The 21,643-nt window shown below is 71.6% G+C and carries 15 protein-coding genes; 8 read left to right on the top strand and 7 right to left on the bottom strand.

The genetic code is table 11. The features are described 5' to 3' along the window. Positions 1–424, bottom strand: a 424-nt coding sequence (locus tag ABFX54_RS41750; protein ID WP_346112419.1) for a hypothetical protein, incomplete at its 3' end; no start/stop codon positions are given. A 163-nt stretch (positions 425–587) separates the two neighbouring features. Between ABFX54_RS41750 and ABFX54_RS41745 the strand changes: the two genes are divergently transcribed. Beyond that, the gene (locus tag ABFX54_RS41745) at positions 588–1,775 is read left to right on the top strand and encodes a hypothetical protein (RefSeq protein WP_346112418.1); all 1,188 of its coding nucleotides are present in this window, start codon (positions 588–590) and stop codon (positions 1,773–1,775) included. Positions 1,776–1,906: 131 nt separating this feature from the next. On the opposite strand, the gene ABFX54_RS41740 is transcribed toward ABFX54_RS41745, so the two are convergent. The 4 genes from ABFX54_RS41740 to ABFX54_RS41725 all read right to left on the bottom strand — a co-directional run bounded on the left by ABFX54_RS41740 (position 1,907) and on the right by ABFX54_RS41725 (position 7,753). Next, on the bottom strand, positions 1,907–2,218 hold the full coding sequence (locus ABFX54_RS41740) for an EthD family reductase (protein WP_346112417.1): 312 nt from the start codon (positions 2,216–2,218) through the stop codon (positions 1,907–1,909). A 112-nt stretch (positions 2,219–2,330) separates the two neighbouring features. Continuing rightward, the gene (locus ABFX54_RS41735) at positions 2,331–3,707 is read right to left on the bottom strand and encodes an SLC13 family permease (protein WP_346112416.1); all 1,377 of its coding nucleotides are present in this window, start codon (positions 3,705–3,707) and stop codon (positions 2,331–2,333) included. Between the two features lie 27 nt (positions 3,708–3,734). Next, positions 3,735–6,617: an FAD-binding and (Fe-S)-binding domain-containing protein gene (locus tag ABFX54_RS41730; RefSeq protein ID WP_346112415.1), complete on the bottom strand. Its 2,883-nt coding sequence runs from the start codon at positions 6,615–6,617 to the stop codon at positions 3,735–3,737. After that, complete coding sequence (locus ABFX54_RS41725) at positions 6,614–7,753, bottom strand: pyridoxal-phosphate-dependent aminotransferase family protein (RefSeq protein WP_346112414.1); 1,140 nt, start codon at positions 7,751–7,753, stop codon at positions 6,614–6,616. Before ABFX54_RS41725 ends, ABFX54_RS41730 begins: the two co-directional genes overlap by 4 nt. Positions 7,754–7,850: 97 nt before the next feature. On the opposite strand from ABFX54_RS41725, the gene ABFX54_RS41720 reads away from it, so the two are divergent. After that, a complete protein-coding gene (locus ABFX54_RS41720) occupies positions 7,851–8,558 on the top strand; it encodes an IclR family transcriptional regulator (protein ID WP_346112413.1) in 708 nt (235 codons plus the stop codon). Here ABFX54_RS41720 and ABFX54_RS41715 read toward each other — a convergent pair. Beyond that, positions 8,550–9,032: a hypothetical protein gene (locus ABFX54_RS41715; protein ID WP_346112412.1), complete on the bottom strand. Its 483-nt coding sequence runs from the start codon at positions 9,030–9,032 to the stop codon at positions 8,550–8,552. The genes ABFX54_RS41720 and ABFX54_RS41715 overlap by 9 nt on opposite strands. Positions 9,033–9,415: 383 nt before the next feature. Between ABFX54_RS41715 and ABFX54_RS41710 the strand changes: the two genes are divergently transcribed. Then, on the top strand, positions 9,416–10,747 hold the full coding sequence (locus ABFX54_RS41710) for an MFS transporter (protein WP_346112411.1): 1,332 nt from the start codon (positions 9,416–9,418) through the stop codon (positions 10,745–10,747). A 63-nt stretch (positions 10,748–10,810) separates the two neighbouring features. Here the strand turns inward: ABFX54_RS41710 and ABFX54_RS41705 are convergent, their stop codons facing one another. Then, positions 10,811–11,692, bottom strand: coding sequence for an alpha/beta fold hydrolase (locus ABFX54_RS41705; protein WP_346112409.1), 882 nt, complete (start codon positions 11,690–11,692; stop codon positions 10,811–10,813). A 210-nt stretch (positions 11,693–11,902) separates the two neighbouring features. On the opposite strand from ABFX54_RS41705, the gene ABFX54_RS41700 reads away from it, so the two are divergent. The 5 genes from ABFX54_RS41700 to ABFX54_RS41680 all read left to right on the top strand — a co-directional run bounded on the left by ABFX54_RS41700 (position 11,903) and on the right by ABFX54_RS41680 (position 21,632). Beyond that, positions 11,903–15,382, top strand: coding sequence for an ATP-binding protein (locus ABFX54_RS41700; protein ID WP_346112408.1), 3,480 nt, complete (start codon positions 11,903–11,905; stop codon positions 15,380–15,382). 332 nt (positions 15,383–15,714) lie between these two features. Further along, entirely contained in the window at positions 15,715–18,078 is a 2,364-nt protein-coding gene (locus ABFX54_RS41695) for a beta-xylosidase/alpha-l-arabinosidase (RefSeq protein ID WP_346112407.1), read from the top strand. Further along, entirely contained in the window at positions 18,075–19,061 is a 987-nt protein-coding gene (locus tag ABFX54_RS41690) for an ABC transporter permease (protein ID WP_346112405.1), read from the top strand. The genes ABFX54_RS41695 and ABFX54_RS41690 overlap by 4 nt, the downstream gene beginning before the upstream one ends. Beyond that, positions 19,058–19,936: a carbohydrate ABC transporter permease gene (locus tag ABFX54_RS41685; protein WP_346112404.1), complete on the top strand. Its 879-nt coding sequence runs from the start codon at positions 19,058–19,060 to the stop codon at positions 19,934–19,936. Before ABFX54_RS41690 ends, ABFX54_RS41685 begins: the two co-directional genes overlap by 4 nt. A 49-nt stretch (positions 19,937–19,985) precedes the next feature. After that, positions 19,986–21,632 carry an ABC transporter substrate-binding protein gene (locus tag ABFX54_RS41680; RefSeq protein WP_346112403.1) on the top strand — a complete coding sequence of 549 codons (1,647 nt, stop codon included), beginning with the start codon at positions 19,986–19,988 and terminating at the stop codon, positions 21,630–21,632. Positions 21,633–21,643: the final 11 nt, after the last annotated feature.

Raw genomic sequence — 21,643 nt, 5'->3', positions numbered from 1 at the left:
CGCCTGGCGCGGCGCCTTCACGGTGGACCGGCCGGTCAGGCGCGGCGCTCCCGCTCTGACCGGCGAGGGTGTCGTCCCGGTAGCCGACGTTCGCGGCCTGTTCCCAGTGAGCCCGCCACTCGCGTCTGACCTCCTCCGGATCCCCGCCCAGCCGGTCGACGGCCAGGACCCGGACGAACTCCCAGGTGGTCTCCCAGCTCGGCAGCGCGCTGCCCCGGGCCGCCGCCGCCAGGGACGACTTCGAGGCCGCCGCCCCGAGGCGGGAGGCCATGTCGGCGAAGGACGGGTCGCCGGCCCGTTCCTTGAGCTCCCAGAGACGATGGGCGAACAGTGCGACGGGGCCGGACTCGGGATCCGGCCGGATGGGCCTGCGCCCGCGCCGGGTTCCCGTACTGTCGTCCCGCGATTCGGGCGACTCCGTCATCACACCCCTGCTTCGATCGACCGCCCCGCTACGGCTTCCATCGCATCACACCAAGAGCAACGGAGGCTACCAAACGGCGGGTCAGAGTGTGCGCCGGCCCTGCGCCGGCCCTGCGCCGGCCCTGCGGTAACTGCGTGGTGACTCCGCGACGGCGGAATCGGCGGTGCGAACGACGGTGCGAACCGCGGCGGAATCGACGGCGGAATCGACGGCGGAAACGAGGGCGGAAACGAGGGCGGAAACGGCGGTGGAAGTGGCGGGCGTCCTTTCCGCGCGAAAATCGCCCCGTTGCCGCTTCAACGGGCGGCGGGCGGTGCCGGACGGTGATGAACGCTTGACGGGAAGCGCCCGGCCGGTTAAACGACAAGCTATGACAACGGTGACGGCGCGGCTCCGCAACGCAATGTCCAACCTCGACCTCGGCATCGTGCTGCTCGTGGCCGCCGCCGTCAGCATCCTCGATCTGCTGGAGGTGTTCGAGGACGGGCAGTCCGACAAGCTGATCCTGCCGGTTCTGGCGCTGCTCGCGTACGTGTGGATCAGGGACAGGAACCGGCAGGCCCGGGTCGCCGAGCAGATCGGCGCGGTGACGCGGGCGACCGACGGCATGTGGAAACTGCTGTCCAGCGGTGATTCCGTCAAGTCGCTGAACGGGGCGGCCATCACCCGGTTACTGGCCGAGGCGCGCAAGGACAGCGATCTGTGGCTGTTCAAGGGCGGCACCGGCACCTACATCCGGGCGGTCACCCTGCCGGAATGCGTGGAGCGCGCGAAATCCACGCGGCGGCGGATGCGGTTTCTGCTCGAATTGCTCGACCCGACGAATGAGGCGTTGTGCGCGGCGTACACGCAGCTGCACCAGAGTTTGTCGTCCGACGGGGCCGAGGAGAAAGGGTGGACGCCGCTCGACACCCGGAAGGACGTCTATTCCACCATTCTGGCGGCCTGCTGGTACCAGCAGCGCAACAGCCGGCTGCTGGACCTGAAGCTCGGGCTCTCCGACACCTTCTCGCTGTTCCGCTGCGACCTCACTTCGACCCATCTCGTGATCACCCAGCGCGGCCCCGAGTTCCCCGGGCTGGCGATCCCGCGCGACAGCGCCCACTACCACCCGTGGAACGTCGAACTGGAGAACAGCCTCGACCAGACCCGGCTGCTGGAGCTGGGCCGGGCGCCGCGGCTCAGCGCCCAGCCCACGGTGGCGGAGACGCGTGAGCTGTTCGTGGCACTGGGCATCGCGCTGACGGAGGAGTTCTCGGACTCCGACGTGAAGGCGATCGCCCGCGGCGCGCTCAGCCGCGTCGACCCCTACAAGGGGCGGGTGCCGGTACCCGCCCCTTCGATCAACTGAGCTCGCGAGGCCGCCGGTCTCCCGGCCCGCGTCAGACCACCGCCCCCGCGGGCCGGTTGAACCCGGGTGAACCCGGGTGAACCCGGGTGAACCCGGGTGAACCCAGGTGAACCCGGGTGAACATCGTGGCGTCAGACCACCACACCGGCGGGGCCGGTGAGCATCGTGGCGCCCGCCCCGGCGAAGTTCGCCAGGTCGGCGACGGCCGCCTTGCCCTCCTCGCCGGCCATGGCCGCGCCGAACGCCGCCGCGTCGTCGAAGGTCAGCACCGCGACCAGGTGGTAGGCGGGCGGCTGGTCGCCCGCCGCGGCGGGACGCGTGACCGTGTACGAGCGCAGCCCCGGCAGCCGGGCCGCCAGCGGGGCGTGCGTCTCGTCGTAGTGCTTGTCGAAGGCTTCGGCGCTCTCGGGGTGGTTGTAGAGAACGATGAGCTGAAATGCCACGGTCTGCCTCCACGATCGGGTTGTGCCTACGATGAAACCTCCCCCGGAGCCCACGCGATAGGCCCTTCTCCCGGAGCCTGGGCCTGGCCACCTCTCCGGGCGCACCCGCGAGTCAGCCCAGCCAGCCGGGCGCGACCAGGACGGCCCAGGCGGCCACCGGGCCGACCAGGACGACCACGGCGCCGTAGGCCAGGAGCTTGCGGTAGAAGTCGTCCCGCGCCATGCCTCTGACGTTGGCCACCAGCAGGGCCCCCGTGGTCGAGAACGGGCTGACGTCCACGATCGCCGACGACACCGACAGCGCCGCGATCATCGCGATCGGCCCCAGGCTGCCCTGCGACAGCAGCGGCACGGCCAGCGGCACCAGCGCGCCGAGGATGCCCACGGTCGAGGCGAAGGCCGACACGACGCCCCCGACGTAGCAGATGAGCAGCGCGACCAGCAGCGGGATGCCGATCGCGGCCACCGCCGAGCCGACGTGGTCCACGGTGCCGATCTCCTGCAGCACGCCCACGTACGTGACGACGCCGCAGATCAGCAGCACGGTCGGCCAGGCCACCCGCTCGACGGCGCCCTTGTTCGTCTTGGGGGAGGTGAGCGAGAGGATGACGGCGACGGTGACGGCGGTCAGGCCGACGTCCAGTTTGAACGCCAGCACGGCCACGCAGAGGCCGACGATGCCGGTCAGCGTGAGCGCCTGGTGCGGGGTGAGCCGCAGCCCGCCGCCGGTCGCGGTGTCCTGGGTCGTGGCGGTGCTCACCCCGCCACCGCCGGAGGTGCTTTCCGTGCCGGCTTCGGACGAAGCGGTCTCAGACGAGGCAGCGCCGGACGAAGCGGATTCGGACGGAGCGGTGGTGCCGGGCAGGGATTCGAGGGAGCCGCGCCGCAGCAGGTCCCGGCCACCGAAGACGAAGAAGACGATCGCCGCGGCCGCGGTGTTGAAGGCGAAGCTGGACAGGAACAGCACCAGGTTGTTCCCGGGCAGGTTCGCCTCGTCGGTGACGCCGTTCACGATCCCGCCGAGCACGCTGATCGGCGAGAACGCCCCCGCCTGCGTCCCGTGCGCGACCATGAGCCCGATCAGCAGCGCATGGATGCGGTACTCGGCCGCGAACCCGAACGCGATCGGCGCCAGGATCGCCGCCACGGCGGGCGCGGGCGCCCCCACGGCGGTGAGCAGCGCGGAGATGACGAAGACGACGGGCGGGATGGCCGCCAGCCGCCCCCTTACGAGATGCACGGCGGCTCGTACGAGCCAGTCCACGGTGCCGTTGTTGGTGGCGATGGCGAACAGGAGCGTCACCCCGACGAGGATCACGAAGAGGCTGCCGGGGAAGGCGTCGAGGATCTGGTCGGTCTCCATGCCGGCGGCCAGCGTGCCGACCAGGAAGGCGCCGACGAGGGCCAGCGCTCCCAGGTTCACGGGGAAGAGGGTGGCCACGACGAACATGACGATGAGGGCGAGAATGGACAGGAGCTCTGCGGACACTGCGTACTCCGATCTCCCCCGAACGTGTTATGGCAGCCCGGCCGCCCGATGGATCAGCTCGACCGGGTGAACAGCGGTGCGGGACGCGCCGTGAGCGATCTGCTGGCGGCACGAGACCCCCGTGGCCGCGAGCAGGGTGTCGGGTGAGGACGCGGCGATCGCCGGGAAGAGCCGGAGACCGCCGATCTTCATGGACAGGTCGTAGTGCTCGGCCTCGAAGCCGAACGATCCGGCCATTCCGCAGCAGCCGGCGTCGATCTCCGTCACCTCCGCTCCCGGGATCCTGGACAGCAGCGCATGCGTGGCGGTGGTGCCGGTGACGGCCTTCTCGTGGCAGTGGCCGTGCAGCAGGATCCGGCGATCCTTGAGCGCGTCCCCGAGCACGAGCGAGCCGTCGTCGATGGCCTCCACCAGCAGTTCGGGGACGAGCCTGGCCCTGGCCGCGACCGCGGCCACCCGGGGGTCGCCGGGGAGCAGGGCGGCGTACTCGTCCTTGAGGGTGAGCAGGCAGGACGGTTCGAGGCCCGCGATGGGGGCGTCGGAGCCGGCCAGGCGGCCGACCAGGTCGGCGGCCATCGTCCGTGCCTGGTCGAGCAGGCCCTTGGAGATGCTGGAGCGCCCGCAGCAGCCCCTGGACTCCAGGCGCACCCGGTAGCCCGCGCGTTCCAGCAGCTCGACGGCGGCGCGGCCGACGGAGGGCTCGGTGAAGGTGGTGAAGGAGTCGGCCAGCAGGATGACCTCGCGCGTTCCCGCGGGCTCGGGGTGACGTTCGGAGCGGCGTTCGGAGCGGTGGTCGGGGTGACGTTCGGGGTGGCGTTCTGGGCGGCGGGCGAACCAGCGCAGCAGGTTGTCGCGCCGGAAGCGCGGCAGCGGGCGCGGGCTCAGCCGGAGCGGGCCGCGTACGGCGCCGGCCAGCCAGTTCGACAGCGGCGCGGTGGCCGAGCCGAGCCGGTTGAGCGTCCTGATCGCGCCGAAGGCCCGCGAGCGCAGCGGCACGCCGTGCTCCTGCTGGTACTGGTGCAGGAACTCGCTCTTCATCGCGGCCATGTCCACCCCGAGCGGGCACTCCGACTGGCACGCCTTGCACTCCAGGCAGAGGTCGAGGATGCCGTGCAGCCGCTCGCCGCCCAGCTCCCGCTCCGGATCGGGCGACGACAGCGCCTTGACCAAGGCATTGGCCCGGCCGCGGGTGGAGTGCTCCTCCTCGCGGGTGGCCATGTACGACGGGCACATGACGCCGGTGTCGTCCTTGCGGCACACGCCGATGTTCATGCACCGGTCGGCCGCCGCGTGCATGCCTCCCGGGCCGAAGGACAGCGTGGTGGCCAGGGGCTTCGGCTCGGGCCTCGCGGGGTCGCGCAGGTGGTCGGTCATCGGCGGCGCGTCCACGATCTTGCCGGGGTTGAGCCGGCCGTGCGGGTCGAAGATCTGCTTGACCCGCCGCATCGCCTCGTAGATCGGGTCGCCGAACAGCCGCCGGTTGAACTCGGAGCGGGCCAGCCCGTCGCCGTGCTCGCTGGAGTTGACGCCGCCGTGCCTGGCGGCCAGCTCGGCGACCTCCTCGGCGACCGCCCGCATCGTCTCGACCCCGCCGGGCGCGCGCAGGTCGACGAACGGGCGGACGTGCAGGCAGCCGACCGAGCAGTGGCCGTAGAAGCCGGCGCTCAGCCCGTGCCGGTCGAGGATCCGGGCGAACTCCTCCACGTACGGCACCAGCCGCTCGGGCGGCACGGCCGTGTCCTCCACGAACGCGAGCGGCCTGCGGCTGCCCACACTGGAGGCCATCAGCAGGCCGAGCCCCGCCTTGCGCACCTTGAGCACCGCCGACTGCTCGCGTGCGGTGACGGCCTTGAGCGTGTGGTAACCGTGGCCGTTCGCCTTCCAGGTGGCGGCGAGCTCGTCGACCCGGTCGGCCACCTCGGCCGGCCCGTCGCCGAAGAACTCCACGAACAGCAGCGCCTGCGGCTCGCCCTCCAGGATGTCACCCAGGCCCGCGTAGTCCACCCGCTGCCTGGACAGGTCGAGGATGGCCTTGTCCAGCAGCTCGACCGAGGCGGCGCCGAAGGACAGGGCGTCGGCGGTGGCGGCGATGGCGGCCGGGGTGGAGGTGAAGTGGCCGACCGCGATGGCCTTGGCCCTGGGCAGGTCCACCAGCCCCACCGTGGCCTCGGTGACCACGGCGAGGGTGCCCTCGGAGCCGACCATCAGCCTGGTCAGGTCGCCGCCGGCGGCGGCGTCGAGGCGGTAGCCGCCCGAGTGCCGCCAGAAGCGCGGGAAGCCCGAGAGGTCGAGCCCGTCCAGCACCTCGGCGACCGCGGCGGTCAGCCGGGCGTCGGTGGCCAGGTCGGGGGTGGTGGCGTCGGCGAGCACGACCCGCAGCGCACGCACGTGGTCGATGGTGGAGCCGTACAGGACGGAGTGGCTGCCGGCGGAGTTGTTGCCGATCATCCCGCCGATCGTGGCCCGGTTGCTGGTGGAGGTGTCGGGGCCGAACATCAGCCCGTGCTTGCGGGCGGCCCGGTTGAGCTGGTCCTGGACGACGCCGGGCTGCACCCGGGCGGTGCGGCCGTCGATCTCCAGGATGCGGTTCATGTGCCGGGAGAAGTCCACGATCACGGCCGCGCCCACGGTCTGCCCGGCCAGGCTGGTGCCCGCCCCGCGCGGCAGGATGGGCACGCCCAGCTCGCCGCAGGCCGCGACCAGGGCCTGCACGTCGTCGGCGTGGCGGGGGAAGGCGACGGCCAGCGGCTCGATGGCGTACATGCTGGCGTCGGAGGAGTAGAGGTGCCTGGTGTAGGGGTCGTCCCTGACGTCGCCGGACAGGATCGGGGCCAGCTCGCGGGCCAGGCTGCCGGCCGGACGCGCCGGGTCCGCCGGACGCCCCAGGCCCGCCGGACGCCCCAGGCTCATCGGCCGCCCTCCAGGTGAGCCAGCGCCGCCCTGACCCCGCCCTCCTTGATCGGCACTCCCGCCTCGCGCAGCCCCATCTCGACCCCGCTCAGCGTGCCGGCCAGCATGAGGTCGTTGAAGTGGCCGAGGTGCCCGATCCTGAAGACGCGCCCGGCCAGCCGGCCGAGGCCCGTCCCGAGCGACATGTCGTAGCGCTCCAGGATCAGCCGCCTGACCACGTCGGCGTCGTGGCCGTCCGGCATCAGCACGGCGGTCAGCGAGCTGGAGTGTTCACGCTCGTCGGCGCAGAGCACCTCCAGCCCCCAGCCGCGCACGGCCAGCCTGGTCGCCTCCGCGTGCCGGTCGTGCCGGGCGAACACCGCCGCCAGGCCCTCCTCCTCCAGCATGGCGAGCGCCTCGCGCAACCCGTACAGGAGATTGGTGGGCGGGGTGTACGGGAAGAAGCCCTGCCGGTTGGCCGCGATGATCGGGTCCCAGTCCCAGTACGAGCGCGGCAGCCGACCCCGGCGCGCCAGCGCCTTCTCGCTGACCGCGTTGAAGCCGATCCCCGGCGGCAGCATCAGCCCCTTCTGCGAGCAGCCGACGGTCACGTCCACGCCCCACTCGTCGTGGCGGTAGTCCATCGAGCCCAGCGACGAGATCGTGTCCACCAGCAGCAGCGCGTCATGACCGGCCCGGTCGAGGGCGTCGCGGATCTCCGGGACGCGGCTGCGCACCCCGGTCGAGGTCTCGTTGTGCACCACCATCACGGCGGCCACGTCGGGGGTGAGGCGCTCGGCCAGCGCCGCGGGGTCGGCGCCGTGCCGCCAGTCGCCCGGCACCAGGTCCACGACCAGGCCCAGCCGGGCGGCCATCTCGCACCACAGCGAGGAGAAGTGCCCGGTCTCGAACGCCAGCACCTTCTCACCCGGCGACAGGGTGTTGACCAGCGCCGCCTCCCAGGCGCCCGTACCGGAGGAGGGATAGACCACGACGGGGCCGCTCGTCGCGAACACGCCCTTCAGCCGCTCCAGCAGCTCTTTCGCCAGGCGGGCGAAGGCGGGCCCCCGGTGGTCGATGGTGGGCTGGGCGATGGCGCGCAGCACCCGGTCGGGGACGTTCGTCGGCCCGGGGATCTGCAGGAAGTGCCGGCCCACGGTCTCTCCACCCTTCGTGCCATCACACGGCACACTGTGCCGCCGTGCGGTTCATTAACATTAAAATCAGCCCGTAGAGGAGTCAATGATGCAGAACGTGATCAACGCCCTCCGGGTGCTCGAAGAGGTCGCCGCGCGGCAGCCGATCGGGGTGGGCGAGCTGGCCAGAGAGCTCGGCCTGCCGAAGAGCACGGTGCAGCGCTCGCTCAAGACGCTGAACGAGGCCGGCTGGATCAGGCCCGCGGGCGGCGAGGTCACGCGCTGGCAGGTCACCAGCAAGGCGCTGCAGATCGCGCGTACGACCGAGCTGGGGCTGCGCGACGCGGCCATGCCGGTCATGGAGGAGCTGCGCCAGCGTACCGGCGAGACGATCCACCTCATGGTGCCCGAGGGCGATGCGGTCGTGCTGATCGAGCGGCTGGAGACCGACAAGCCGCTGCGCATCGTGCTGCCGCTCGGCATCAGGCTGCCCCTGCACGCCTCGGCCAACGGCAAGGCCGTCCTGGCCCACCTGCACCGTCCCGCCGGCGCGCTGCTCGGCTACACCGGCACCACGATCACCGACCCCGACGCGCTGCGGGCCGAGCTGGACGCGGTGCTCGCGCGCGGCTACGCCGACAACCGGGGCGAGTGGCGCTCCGACATCGCCGCCGTCGCCTCCGCGGTGCTCGGCCCCGACGGGCCGATCGCCAGCCTCAGCGTCTCCACCCCGGCCAGCCGCATGCCGGAGGCGCTGCGCGCCGAATACGGCGAACTCGTCACCCAGGCGGCCAGAACCCTGACCGACTCACTCGGCTTACGGTGAGGGCGGGGCGGTGGCCGGGGTCGTCGGGGACGGCTGCGCCGGCGGGGCGGCCGGCAGATTGGCGAAGTGGCCGGTCCGGGTCTTGACCGGCACCATCATCCGCACCGGCTTGGCCCCCCTGAACGTGAACGTCATCGGCACCGTCCCCGCCCGCACGCCGCTGACCGTGCCGAGCGGCTGGTTGCCGGTCCCGACCGCCTGGTTCGGCGGCAGCGCGAGCGGCCCGGCGAGCTGCACCGAGCCGCCTCCCTCGACCGTGATCCGTTCGAGCTGGTCGGGCTGCCCGGCCTCGTTGATCAGCACCCCGAACAGGGCCTCCGGCGGCGCGGACGCGTCCTGACCGGCGCCGCGCAGCAGGAAGACGTTACGCAGGCGCAGGCTGTCGCCCACGTCGGCGTTGGCGCCGTCGTTCTGCGGAACCCGGTTGGCGTCGTCCAGCTCCGCCTTCGCGCAGCCGGTGGCCGCCAGGGCCACGACGAGCAGGGCGGAGACGACGGGACGTGGGAGGGGACGCGAGACGGGACGCGGGCTGGAACACGGGACAGGGCGCGAGACGGGGCGCGGGCTGGAACACGGGATGGAACACGGGATGGAACGCGGACGCATCGCTAGGTCCTCCTCAAGCGGCAGAGCCCTCCCGCTACCCCCGGACACCCCCCGCAACCAGGCACGACCCGCATCACCCGCGAGCGCACGCGTACCGCCGATCCCGTCGCGCTCCGGTCGCGAGCCGGCCGCGATTTCCATCGCGCGCGGGCGCGCGCGTGGCGCTGATTCGCGATCACTTCGCCTCGTGACCGTCGATGATCCTTGATGTACCGTCACCGTTAACGCGCGACCTACCCCAGGAGCGGTAGATGGTTGACCAGCAAGGACTCGACGCGACAGGTCAGCAGAACAGACGGCAACTGGTCCGGGCGGTGATCGCCTCCGCCGTGGGGACCTCGATCGAATGGTACGACTTCTTCCTCTACGGCTTCGCCGCCAGCACCATCTTCGCGGAGCTGTTCTTCCCCACAAGCGACCCCACGACGGGCCTGCTGCTCGCCCTCGGCACCTACTTCGGCGGCTTCGCCGCCCGCCCCATCGGCGCGGCGATCTTCGGCCACTACGGCGACCGCATCGGCCGCAAGGCCACCCTCATCATCACCCTCCTGAGCATGGGCATCGCCACCGCCCTCGTGGGCCTGGTGCCCACGTACGAGCAGATCGGCATCTGGGGCGGCATCCTGCTCACCCTTCTGCGCCTGCTCCAGGGCATCAGCGTCGGCGGCGAGTGGGGCGGCTCGGTGCTGCTCGCCACCGAATGGGGCAAGTCACGCGGCGGCAAGCGCGGCTTCCTCGGCAGCTGGCCGCAGTTCGGCGTGCCCGTCGGGCTCGTGCTCGGCTACCTGGCGCTGCAGGTGTTCCAGCCGATCGACCCCTACTGGGGCTGGCGCATCCCGTTCCTGCTCAGCATCCTGATGGCGGCCGTCGGCCTCTACATCCGCCTCGGCATCCTGGAGACGCCCGTCTTCGCCAAGGTCGTCGCCGAGAACAAGGTCGAGCGGGTGCCCGTGCGCCAGGTGCTGGCCAAGAACTGGCGCGAGATCGTGCTCAGCGCGCTGCTGCGCACGGGCCAGCAGGCGCCGTTCTACATCTTCACCGTCTTCATCCTCACCTACGCCACCAAGACGCTGGGCTTCGAGGCCAGCGACGTCTACACGTACGTCATCGTGGCCGGCCTCGTCTCCCTGGTCACGGTGCCGTTCTGGGGCTACATCTCCGACCTGGTGGGCCGCAGGCGGCTCTACATCATCGGCGCCGCGCTCATGGTGGTGTGGTCGTTCATCTACTGGCCGCTGCTCGACACGCGCGTCCCGTCGCTGGTCTTCCTGGCCATCGTGCTGGCCGCGCCCATCCACGACATCCAGTACGGGCCGCAGGCCACGTTCATCGCCGAGAGCTTCACCGGGCGGCTGCGCTACAGCGGCGCCTCGCTCGGCTACCAGCTCGCCTCGCTCACGGCCGGCGGGCCCGCGCCGCTGATCGCGGTCTGGCTGTACGCGACGTACCAGAGTTCGTTCGCCATCGCGGTCTACATGGCGATCTGCTCGGTGATCAGCATTGTGGCGGCGTTCGCGCTGAAGGATCGTTCGCAGCAGGACTATGCCGTCGAATACGACGAGGTGAAGCCCACGACCGGCTAGCGGTGCGGCCTGCGCGCGACCGTCTCCGGCCGCGCGCAGGCTTCCAGCTCGATCATCGGACAGTCACCGTGCGAGCAGGCTCCGCAAGGCGGCGACCACCTCGGTCGGAGCCTCCTCCGCCATGAAGTGACCGCAGCCGACCGTACGGTGTTCCAGGTCGGACGCCCAGGCCCGCCACCGTTCCGCGGCGTCGAACCCGAGCGCCGCCCCCCAGTCCTGCTGCAGCACCGTCACCGGCATGCCCAGCCGCCGGCCCGCCCGCCGGTCCTCCTCGTCGTGCTCGACGTCGACGGTCGCCGTGGCCCGGTAGTCGGCCACGATCGACGGCACCGCCTCTCGGGACGCCTTCAGGTACGCGGCGCGCACGTCCGCCGGGATCGCGTCCGGGTCCTTGACCCACAGGTCGAGGAAGTGCCCGAAGAACGCGTCGGCCTCGGCGGCGATCATCCTCTCGGGCAGGCCCGGGGGTTGCGCCATCAGATACAGATGGAATCCGACCGCCGCCGCCCGGCCGTGCATGACGTCCCAGGTGTCCAGGGTGGGCAGGACGTCCAGCGAAGCCAGGTGGGTGACGGAGCCGGGATGGTCGAGCCCGGCCCTGATGGCGACCAGCGCGCCCCGGTCGTGCCCGGCCAGCGCGAACCGGTCGTACCCGAGCGCCTCGGCCAGGGCGACGACGTCGGCGGCCATGGTGCGCTTGGAGTAAGCGGCCCCGTCCACGTCGGCCGGCGGCTTGTCGCTGTCGCCGTACCCGCGCAGGTCGGGACAGATGACGGTGTGGTCGGCGGCCAGGTCCGCGGCGACGTGCCGCCACATGAGGTGGGTCTGCGGGAAGCCGTGCAGCAGCACGACCGGGCTGCCCGACCCGCCGACCGCGACGTTGAGCGCCACACCGTCGGCCACGGTGACGCGTTTCCCGGCGAAGCCCGGAATGGTGAGTGACATGTCGGCTCTCCTCGCCGTCTCGAACTCGTCTCGGTACGCGCCCCCACCCTGCCCGCCCCCACTCAGCAGCCAGTCAGCACGAGATCGCCCACCGGTCGGTTGTGGTGTGACCCGCTGGCTTCAACCGATTTCAGCCGGTTTAGGCGGCTGTCGGGCAGCCGGCCGGTGTGTGGTCAGGCGGCTTCAGCTGGGCGGATAGGTTGGACGGCGATGGTGACATTCGGTGTGCTGGGCCCGCTGACGGCCGGCGACGACCGGGGCCCGATCCGGCTCAAGGGGCCGCGGCACCGATCCGTCCTGGCCCGGCTGCTGGTGGCCAGGGGGCGGGTGGTGCCGGTGTCGTGGCTGATCGACGACCTCTGGGACGTTCCGCCCGCGGGCGCGCTCGGAGCCCTGCAGACCTTCGTCGCCGACCTGCGCAAAGCGCTCGAACCCGGCCGCCCGCCCCGTGCCCCCTCCCGCCTCCTGATCACCTCACCTCCCGGCTACGCACTACGCGCTGAACCCGCCGACGTGGACGCCCTGCGCTTCGAATCCCTGCTCGCACAGGCCGCCGACCTGCCCGCCGAGCAGGCCCGTGAGTCGCTCGACACCGCGCTCGGGCTGTGGCGCGGGCCCGCGTACGCGGAGTTCGCCGACCAGGGCTGGGCCGCCGGCGAGGCCGCCCGGCTGTCCGAACTGCGCCTTCTGGCGGTGGAACGCCGCGCGTCGGCGGCACTGAGCTCGGGCCGGGCGGCCGAGTCGATCCCCGACCTTGAGGCCCATGTGACCGGCCACCCGTTGCGCGAGGACGGCTGGCGGCTGCTGGCACTGGCGCTGTACCGGACGGGCCGGCAAGGGGATGCGCTGGGGACGTTGCGGCGGGCCAGGAAGGTGCTCCGCGAGGAACTCGGCGTGGACCCCGGGGAGGACCTGCGCCACCTCGAAGCCGACATCCTCGCCCAGTCGCCCCACCTCACGGCCGGTCCACCCGACCACAGCCCGCGCCCGAACAGTGGGCCGGACTCCGGCGGTCGCCCGTTCGCTGAGTCGGATGAGGTGGAGTCTCCCGGGGGTCGGTTCGGGGAGCGGGTCACGGGCCAGGACGCGCCGGGGTTCGGCGGGCGGCCGCTCGTGGGGCGGGTCGCGGAGCTGGGGGAGTTGGAGCGGGCCGCGGCAGGTGTGGTGGCGGGGCGCTCGGGGCTGGTACTGGTCTCCGGGGCGGCGGGCGCCGGCAAGACCGCGCTGGTACGGACGCTCGCCCGACGGCTGGAGCGCGACGGCTGGCACACCGCGTGGGGCACCAGCCCCGAACTCCCGGGCGCGCCCGCCGCCTGGCCATGGGCTCAGATCCACGCCGCCCTGATCGCCAAGCCCGCCCCGACGGGCCCCACTCAGCCCGCCCAGACGCACGCCGCCCATCCCGCTCCGACGGACGCCACCCCCACCCCCACCGCTGCTGTGGACACGGAAGGGGATCCGCAGGCCGCTCGGTTCAGGCGGCATCGGGCGATCGTCTCCTCCCTCGCCGCCTTCGCCGCCGACCGCCCGCTGCTCCTCGTTCTCGACGACCTGCACTGGGCGGACGAGGAGACCCTGGCCCTGCTCACCATGCTGGCCGCCGACCTCGGCCCCGCTCCGGTGCTCGTCGTGGGCACGTACCGGGCGACCGAGATCTCACCTGAGCTGGCCGAGACGCTGGGACGGGTCGCGCGGGCCGAACCGGTGCGGATCTACCTGGGCGGCCTCACCGAGGCGCAGGTGCGTGAGCTGGTCAGGGCCGTCGTCGGCCGTGAGATGAGCGACGGCGACGCCCGCACGATCCACGCGCGCAGCGGCGGGAACCCGTTCTTCGTCCGGGAGCTCACGAGGGTGTGGGAGAGCGAGGGCGAGCAGGCCCTGCACGCGGTCCCGGCCGGGGTGCGCGACGTCATCCGGCACCGCCTGGCCGCGCTGCCGGACGCCACCCGCACGCACCTGCGCCAGGCCGCCGTGCTCGGTGAGGAGGTCGACCTCGACGTGCTGATCCCGCTGACGGGGGCGGGCGAGGATCGCGTGCTGGACTCGGTGGAGTCCGCCCTGCTCGCGGGCTTCCTGGTCGAGCGGGACGCCGACCGGTCGCGGTTCGCGCACGCCCTGGTGCGTGAGGCGCTGTACGAGGACGTCCCGCACGCCCGCCGCGCCCGCTGGCACGCCACGGCCGCCGGGATCGTCGAACGCCTGCGTCCCGGCGACGTGGAGACCATCGCCCACCACTGCCTGCGCGCCCAGGGCCGGGCCGGCGCCGCCCGTACGGCCCGCTACGCCCGTGCGGCGGCCGAGCGCGCCGAACGCAGGTCGGCCCCGCACGAGGCGGCCCGCCTGTGGCGCGAGACGCTGGCGGCTCTGGAGCAGGTCCCACCGGTTCAGGGCGATCGTGGCGGTGATGCCTGGACGGACGATGGCGTCGGGCGCGGGGGTGTGTCGGAGCGGCTGGTGGCGGTCATGGGGCTGGGGCGGGCGCTGGCGATGAGCGGGGAACTGCAGGAGTCGCGGCGTTACCGGGCCGAGGCGGTCGGCGCGGCGGAGGCGATCGGGGATCCGGTGCTGACCGCGAAGGTGATCGGGTCGTTCGACGTGCCCGCCATCTGGACCGCCAACGACGATCCGGCCCTGTCCGCGCGGCTCGTCGACGCCGCCGAGCGTACGCTGGCCGCCCTGCCTCCCGGGCACGAGAGCGAGCGGGCCCGGCTGCTCGTCACCATCGCGATGGAACGGCGCGCCGACCCCGGGCAGCGCGGGGAGCGGGCGGCGCGCGAGGCCGAGGAGATCGCGCGGAGGTCGGACGATCGCACCCTGCTCGCCTACGCGCTGAACGGCCGCTACATGCAGAGCTTCCACCGGGCGGGACTCGCCCCTGAGCGCGCCGAGATCGGTTCCGCGCTGCTCCGGCTGTCCGCCGGTGATGACGGCATGGTGCCGTTCGAGGTGCTGGGGCGGCTGGTCCTGCTCCAGGCCAGTGCCGCGCTCGCCGACCTGGAGGCGGCCGATCGGCACGCGGAGGCCGCCGACCGGCTCGCCGAGCGTCATGACCTGCCGCTGGTGGGGGTCTTCACCACCTGGTACGCCGCCCTCCGCCTCGCCGCGGAAGGGCGTACGGACGAGGCCCGCACCGCCTACCGCACGGCCGCCGCCCGCCTCGGCGGCATCGGCATGCCCGGCGTGGAGGACGGCATCCTGCCGCTCGCCCTCCTCTGCCTGGAGGTGGCGGGCGGGGTGCGGTCCTGGCCGGGGGACGGGTCGGCCGGGGCGGGGTTCTGGAGGGGTGAGGGGCCGGCCGGGGTGGTGGAACTGGCGGGGGACGATTGGGGGCCGTACGAGAGGTGGGCCAGGCCGTTGATCCTGCTCGCCCAGGGGCGTCGCGACGAGGCGTGCGAGGCCGCCCGCGCGGTGCCCGGCTCGCCGCCCGACCTGCTGCTGGAGGCGCGGACCTGCCTGCACGCCGTGGCCGTCGTGGCCACCGCCGAGCGGCCGCTCGACCCCGATGGGCGCCTTCTGCTCGAACGGCTCCGCGAACGGTTGCTGCCGGCCGAAGGGGAGCTGGCCGGCGCGGGCAGCGGTCTGGTCACCCTGGGCCCGGTCGCCCTGTACCTCGGCCACCTGGCCACAGCCCTCGGCAGGACGGACGAGGCCGCCGGACATTTCCGGAAGGCGGCTTCCTGGCTCCCCTAGCCTGAGCGGCCCCCACGGGCTGGGCCCGCCGGCGACCGGATTCCCTCCGCGACCGGGGCGTCGCCGTGAATGAGGCCGACGCGTCGCGCGGCTCCGAAAGTTTCGGGCAAGTTTACCTTGATCGCGCGCTCCGACCCGCCGTGAGCTGCGGTTGGGCTGAAACGAACCAATCTGTAACACAGCAGGTTGGCGGCACTCTTGACACGCCCTAACCGGCCCTTTATGTTGCCGCAATATTAAATGGATTTACCTGAAAACTTTCGGCGTCCCCCCGCGCAAACAACCACCCGCTCCCGCCGCGGAGGCCGCCGTCGTTCGGCCGAAGGGATGGCATGAGGGGCCAGATACCGATCGACGCGAGCTCGACCCCAGGCGAGAGCGAACGGTGGCGGGACACGCGCCTGTCACCCGCGGAGCGGGCCGGAGCGCTCGTCCCGCTCATGGCTCTTGAGGAGAAGGTCGCCCAGCTCGTCGGGGTGTGGGTCGGCGCCGACGCGTCGGGGGGCGGCGTCGCCCCGCACCAGACCGACATGGGCGGCGGCCCCGGGTGGGACGACGCGATCAGGCAGGGGCTCGGCCAGCTGACCAGGCCCTTCGGGACCGCCCCCGTCGATCCGGTGGCGGGTGCCAGGTCGCTGGCCGCCTCGCAGGACGAGATCGTCGCGGCCAGCAGGTTCGGCATCCCGGCCCAGGTGCACGAGGAGTGCCTGACGGGCTTGGCGGCCTGGCGGGCGACGGTGTATCCGGCGCCGCTGAGCTGGGGCGCCTCGTTCGACCCCGACCTGCTGGAGGAGGTGGCGGGCCGGATCGGCCGGTCGATGCGGGCCGCGGGCGTGCACCAGGGCCTGGCCCCAGTGGTGGACGTGACCAGGGACTACCGCTGGGGCCGCACCGAGGAGACGATCGGCGAGGACCCGTACCTGGTGGGCCTGCTCGGCGCCGCGTACGTGCGCGGCCTGGAGGGCGCCGGGGTGGTGGCCACGCTCAAGCACTTCGCCGGCTACTCCGCCTCGCGAGGCGGTCGCAACCTGGCCCCCGTCCCGATGGGGCGCAGGGAGCTGGCCGACGTCGTGCTGCCGCCGTTCGAGATGGCGCTGCGCCTGGGCGGCGCCCGGTCGGTCATGCACTCCTACACCGAGATCGACGGCGTTCCCGTGGCGGCAGACGAGAGCCTGCTCACGGGGCTGCTGCGGGACGAATGGGGCTTCGACGGCACGGTGGTCGCCGACTACTTCGCGATCCGGTTCCTGGAGCGCCTGCACCGGGTCGCCGCCGACGCGGGGCAGGCGGCCGGGCTGGCGCTGAGGGCCGGGATCGACGTCGAGCTGCCCACGGTGGACACCTTCGGCGCGCCGCTCGTCGAGGCGGTCAAGGCGGGGACGGTGGACGAGGCGCTGATCGACCGCGCCCTGCTCCGCGTGCTGACGCAGAAGGCGGAGCTCGGCCTGCTGGACGCGGGCTGGCAGCCGCTGCCAGGCCCCGCCGAGCAGGTCAGGCTGGACGACGAGGAGAGCAGGGAGCTCGCCCTGCGCCTGGCCCGCGAGGCGATCGTCGTCGTCCGCAACACCGGGCAGGTCCTGCCGCTGGCCCCCGGCCGCCGGGTGGCGCTGGTGGGCCCGGTCGCCGACGACCCCATGGCGATGCTGGGCTGCTACGCCTTCCCCGCGCATGTCGGCCCGCACCCCGAGCACGGTCTGGGCCTGGACCTGCCGTCCCTGCGCGAGGCGCTCGGCGGGCTGGTCCCCGGCCTGGCGTACGCGCCGGGATGCGGCATCACCGGTGACGACACCTCCGGCATCGCCGCGGCGGCCGAGCTGGCCGCGGCGAGCGACGTGTGCGTGGTGGCCGTCGGCGACCGCGCCGGGCTGTTCGGGCGCGGCACGTCCGGCGAGGGCTGCGACGCCACCGACCTGCGTCTGCCGGGCGTGCAGGCGGAGCTGGTCCGGGCCGTGCTGGCGACCGGCACGCCGGTGGTGCTGGTGCTGCTGGCCGGACGCCCGTACGCGCTGGGGCAGGAGCTGGAGGCGGCCGCGGCCGTCGCGTACGGCTTCTTCCCCGGCCAGCGCGGCGGCCAGGCGCTGGCCGAGGTGCTGACCGGCGCGGTGAACCCGTCGGGCCGCCTGCCCGTCAGCGTCCCGCGCGACGCGGGCGGCCTGCCCTCGACGTACCTGTCGCCGCCGCTCGGCCTGCGCACCCAGGTGTCGTCCGTGGACCCGACGCCCGCCTACCCGTTCGGGCACGGCCTGAGCTACACCACGTTCGAGTGGAGCGGCGCCCGCGTCGCGGGCGGATCGGCGGAGTGGCCGGTGGACGGCGAGGTGAGCGTCGAGGTCACGGTGAGCAACACCGGCTCGCGCGGCGGCGCGGAGGTCGTCCAGCTCTACCTGCACGACCCGGTGGCGCAGACGACCAGGCCCGTCGTCCGGCTGATCGGCTTCGCCCGGGTCCCGCTGGAGGCGGGGGAGAGCGCGCGGGTGAGCTTCACCGTCCCCGCCGACGTCACCTCGTTCACCGGCACGCGCGGCCGGCGCATCGTCGAGCCGGGCGACGTCGAGCTGCGCCTCGGCCGCTCCAGCGCGACGTTCGAGGCGAGCCTGCCGCTGCGCCTGACCGGCGCCGAGCGCGAGGTCGGCCACCTGCGGCAGCTACGAGTGCCGGCGCACATCGACCGCGACTCACCGGAGGGCCGAGGATGACCAGACCCAAGACGCTGGACGCGGCCAGGCCGGTGCCGCCCGGGGAGAGACCGGCGCCGCGCCGGCGCAGGCGCGGGCCCGCCGGCTCGTGGCGGGCCGCCTTCCGCCGCGACTGGCAGCTCTACTCGCTGGCGATCCTGCCGCTGCTGTTCTTCCTGATCTTCCGGTACGCCCCGATGATCGGGAACGTCATCGCCTTCAGGAAGTTCGAGCCGGGCGGCGGCATCTTCGGCGAGGAATGGGTGGGCCTGCGCTACGTGAAGCTGTTCCTGAACGACCCGACGTTCTGGAACGTGTTCACCAACACCCTGGTGCTCGGCGCGCTGACCCTGATCTTCTGCTTCCCGCTGCCGATCGTCCTGGCCCTGCTGCTGAACGAGGTCAGGCGGCGCACGCTCAAGCGGTTCCTGCAGTCGGTGTCGTACCTGCCGCACTTCCTGTCGATGGTGATCGTGGCCGGCCTCGTCATGCAGATGACCTCGCTGGACGGGCCGATCAACGCGTTCCTCGACTTCGTGGGCAGCGAGAAGATCTCGTTCATGCAGGACCCGGGCTGGTTCCGGACGATCTACGTCAGCTCCGAGGTCTGGCAGACGGTCGGCTGGGGCACGATCCTCTACCTGGCGGCGCTGACGACCATCGACGACCAGCTCTACGAGGCGGCCAGGATGGACGGCGCCGGCCGCTGGCGGCAGATCTGGCACGTGACGCTGCCGGGCATCCGGCCGACGGCGGTCACGCTGCTGATCCTCAACATCGGCACGTTCATGGCGGTGGGCTTCGAGAAGGTCCTGCTGCTGTACAACCCGCTGACGTATCCGACTGCCGACGTGATCTCCACCTACCTGTACCGGATGGGCCTGGAGTCCAGCAACTTCAGCTACGCGGCGGCCATCGGCCTGTTCGAGGCGCTGGTCGGGCTGGTCCTGATCCTCTCGGCCAACGTGATCTCCCGCCGCACAGTTGGGACGAGCCTGTGGTGACAACGCACGAGCTGACCCGGGGCTACCGCGTCTTCCAGTGGTTCAACGGCCTCATCCTGACCGGCGTCGTGGTGGTGACGCTCTATCCGTTCGTCAACATCCTGGCCCGCTCGTTCAGCAGCCAGAGCGCCATCAGCGCGGGCGAGGTGAACCTCATTCCCAAGGGGTTCAACCTGACGACGTACCGGATCGTGGCGTCGGACCCGACGTTCTGGACGAACTACCGCAACACGGTGGTCTACACGGTCGTCGCGACGTTCATCGCGATCGTGATGACGACCTCGTACGCGTACGTGCTCTCCAAGAAGCACCTCAAAGGCCGCAAGGCGCTCATCGGCATCGCGGTCTTCACCATGTTCTTCACCGGCGGCCTGATCCCGAACTACGTGCTGATCACCGGTCTCGGCATGAAGAACTCGATCTGGGCCATCGTGCTGCCCAACGCCATCAGCGTCTTCAACCTCCTGGTGATGAAGGCGTTCTTCGAGAGCCTGCCGCAGGACCTGGAGGAGGCGGCGGCGATCGACGGCCTCAACACCTACGGCATCCTCTGGAAGATCGTGCTGCCGCTGTCGAAGGCGGTGCTCGCCACGATGATCCTCTTCTACGCGGTCTCGTTCTGGAACTCCTGGTTCCAGGCGTTCCTCTACATGAACGAGGCGGACCTGTTCCCGGTGACCGTCTACCTGCGCAACCTCATCGCCGGCGCCACCGGCTCCGACTCCTACGGCGCCGCGGCGGCCGAGGTGACGCAGGCGGCCGCCAACATCCAGGCGGTGACGATCGTCCTGACCGTCCTGCCCATCCTCGTGGTCTATCCGTTCGTCCAGCGTTACTTCGTCTCCGGCGTCATGCTCGGCGCGGTCAAGGGCTGACCTCCCTCCGCCCCCACCCAGCAGAATCACGGGAAAGGATCCCCCCCACATGCGTGACATCTCGCGGCGTCAGGCGATCATCGGCCTCAGCGCCTTCGCCTCCCTCGCACTGACCGCCTGCGGCAGCGACGGTGAGGCCCCCGCGAAAGGCGCGGACATGTCGGCCAACAAGGCGGGCGCGATGGCGAGCTACGGCGTCGGCCAGCAGTTCAAGGCCACCGAGCCGGTGTCGTTCAGCATGCTCTACAACAACCACCCGTTCTACCCGATCAAGAACGACTGGCTGTTCTGGCAGGAGCTCTCCAAGCGCACCAACGTCACCATCACCCCGACGACGGTGCCGCTCAGCGACTACGAGAAGAAGCGCGCCCTGATCATCGGCGCCGGCGACGCGCCGCTGATCATCCCGAAGACCTACCACCCGCAGGAGGAGGCGTTCGTCGCCTCCGGCGCCGTCCTGCCGGTCAGCGACTACTTCGACCTGATGCCGAACTTCAAGGACCGCGTCGCCAAGTGGCAGCTCCAGCCCGAGCTGAACTCGATCATGCAGTCGGACGGCCGCGTCTACCTGCTGCCCGGCCTGCACGAGAACGTCTGGGTCGACTACTCCTTCGCGGTGCGCACCGACATCCTGGACAAGCTCAAGATCGAGGTCCCCAAGACCCTCGACGACTTCTACGCCATGCTCAAGGCGATGAAGGCGGAGTATCCCGACCTCTACCCGATGACCGACCGCTGGGGCGTGCCCACGCCGGGCGGCAACATCATCAAGCTGATCGCCCAGGCGTACGGCACCAAGGGCGGCTGGGAGTACCAGCACGCCGTGTGGGATCTCACGGCCGGCAAGTGGGCGTACACGGGCGCCATGCCGCAGTACAAGCAGATGCTGGAGTACCTGAACAAGCTGGTGAAGGAGAAGCTGCTCGACCCCGAGAGCTTCACCCAGCAGGACGACGCGGCCAAGCAGAAGTTCGTCTCCGGCAAGTCCTTCGTGATCAGCACGAACGCGCAGACGTTGATCAACGACTACCGGGGCCCGCTGACCGAGAACATCCCCGAGGCCAAGATCGCCAAGATTCCGGTCCCGCTCGGGCCGATCGGCGAGTACAAGATCGCCACCCGGCTGGAGAACGGCATCATGATCTCCAAGAAGGCCAAGGAGAGCAAGAACTTCGTCGCCATGATGCAGTTCATCGACTGGCTCTGGTACTCCGACGCCGGCCAGGAGTTCGGCAAGTGGGGCGTCGAGGGGACCACGTTCACGAAGGACGCCGCGGGCAAGTACCAGCTCGCCAAGGACGTCGACTACGTCGGACTGAACCCGGGCGCGGCCAAGCACCTGCAGAAGGACTTCGGCTTCGGCAACGGCGTGTTCGCCTACGGCGGCCCGACCGCGCTGCTCGAATCCACCTTCTCCGAGGAGGAGCTGGAGTTCCAGAAGGTGATGAACACCCGCAAGCCGTGGCCGGTCCAGCCGCCGGCGCCGTTCACCGAGGAGGAGCGCGAGCAGGCCGCGCTGTGGGAGACGCCGCTGAAGGACCACGTCACCCAGAACACGCTCAAGTTCATCCTCGGCGAGCGCGACCTCGGTGAGTGGGACGCCTACGTCAAGGAACTGGAGGCCAAGAACTCGACCTCCTACCTCAACCTCGTCAACACCGCCTACGAGCGCTTCAAGAAGGAGCACGGCAGCTGATCCCGCTATTC

Origin of the sequence: Nonomuraea maheshkhaliensis (genome assembly GCF_039529435.1) — a bacterium.
Taxonomy (GTDB): Bacteria; Actinomycetota; Actinomycetes; order Streptosporangiales; family Streptosporangiaceae; genus Nonomuraea; species Nonomuraea maheshkhaliensis.
This window is presented reverse-complemented; position numbering and strand designations above follow the sequence as displayed.

Excerpts from the sequence above, each read along its gene's own strand:
- ABFX54_RS41730 (WP_346112415.1), bottom strand. The coding sequence starts at position 6,617 with ATGAGCCTGGGGCGTCCGGCGGGCCTGGGGCGTCCGGCGGACCCGGCG.
- ABFX54_RS41710 (WP_346112411.1), top strand. The coding sequence starts at position 9,416 with ATGGTTGACCAGCAAGGACTCGACGCGACAGGTCAGCAGAACAGACGG.
- ABFX54_RS41705 (WP_346112409.1), bottom strand. The coding sequence starts at position 11,692 with ATGTCACTCACCATTCCGGGCTTCGCCGGGAAACGCGTCACCGTGGCC.
- ABFX54_RS41700 (WP_346112408.1), top strand. The coding sequence starts at position 11,903 with ATGGTGACATTCGGTGTGCTGGGCCCGCTGACGGCCGGCGACGACCGG.
- ABFX54_RS41695 (WP_346112407.1), top strand. The coding sequence starts at position 15,715 with ATGAGGGGCCAGATACCGATCGACGCGAGCTCGACCCCAGGCGAGAGC.
- ABFX54_RS41690 (WP_346112405.1), top strand. The coding sequence starts at position 18,075 with ATGACCAGACCCAAGACGCTGGACGCGGCCAGGCCGGTGCCGCCCGGG.
- ABFX54_RS41680 (WP_346112403.1), top strand. The coding sequence starts at position 19,986 with ATGCGTGACATCTCGCGGCGTCAGGCGATCATCGGCCTCAGCGCCTTC.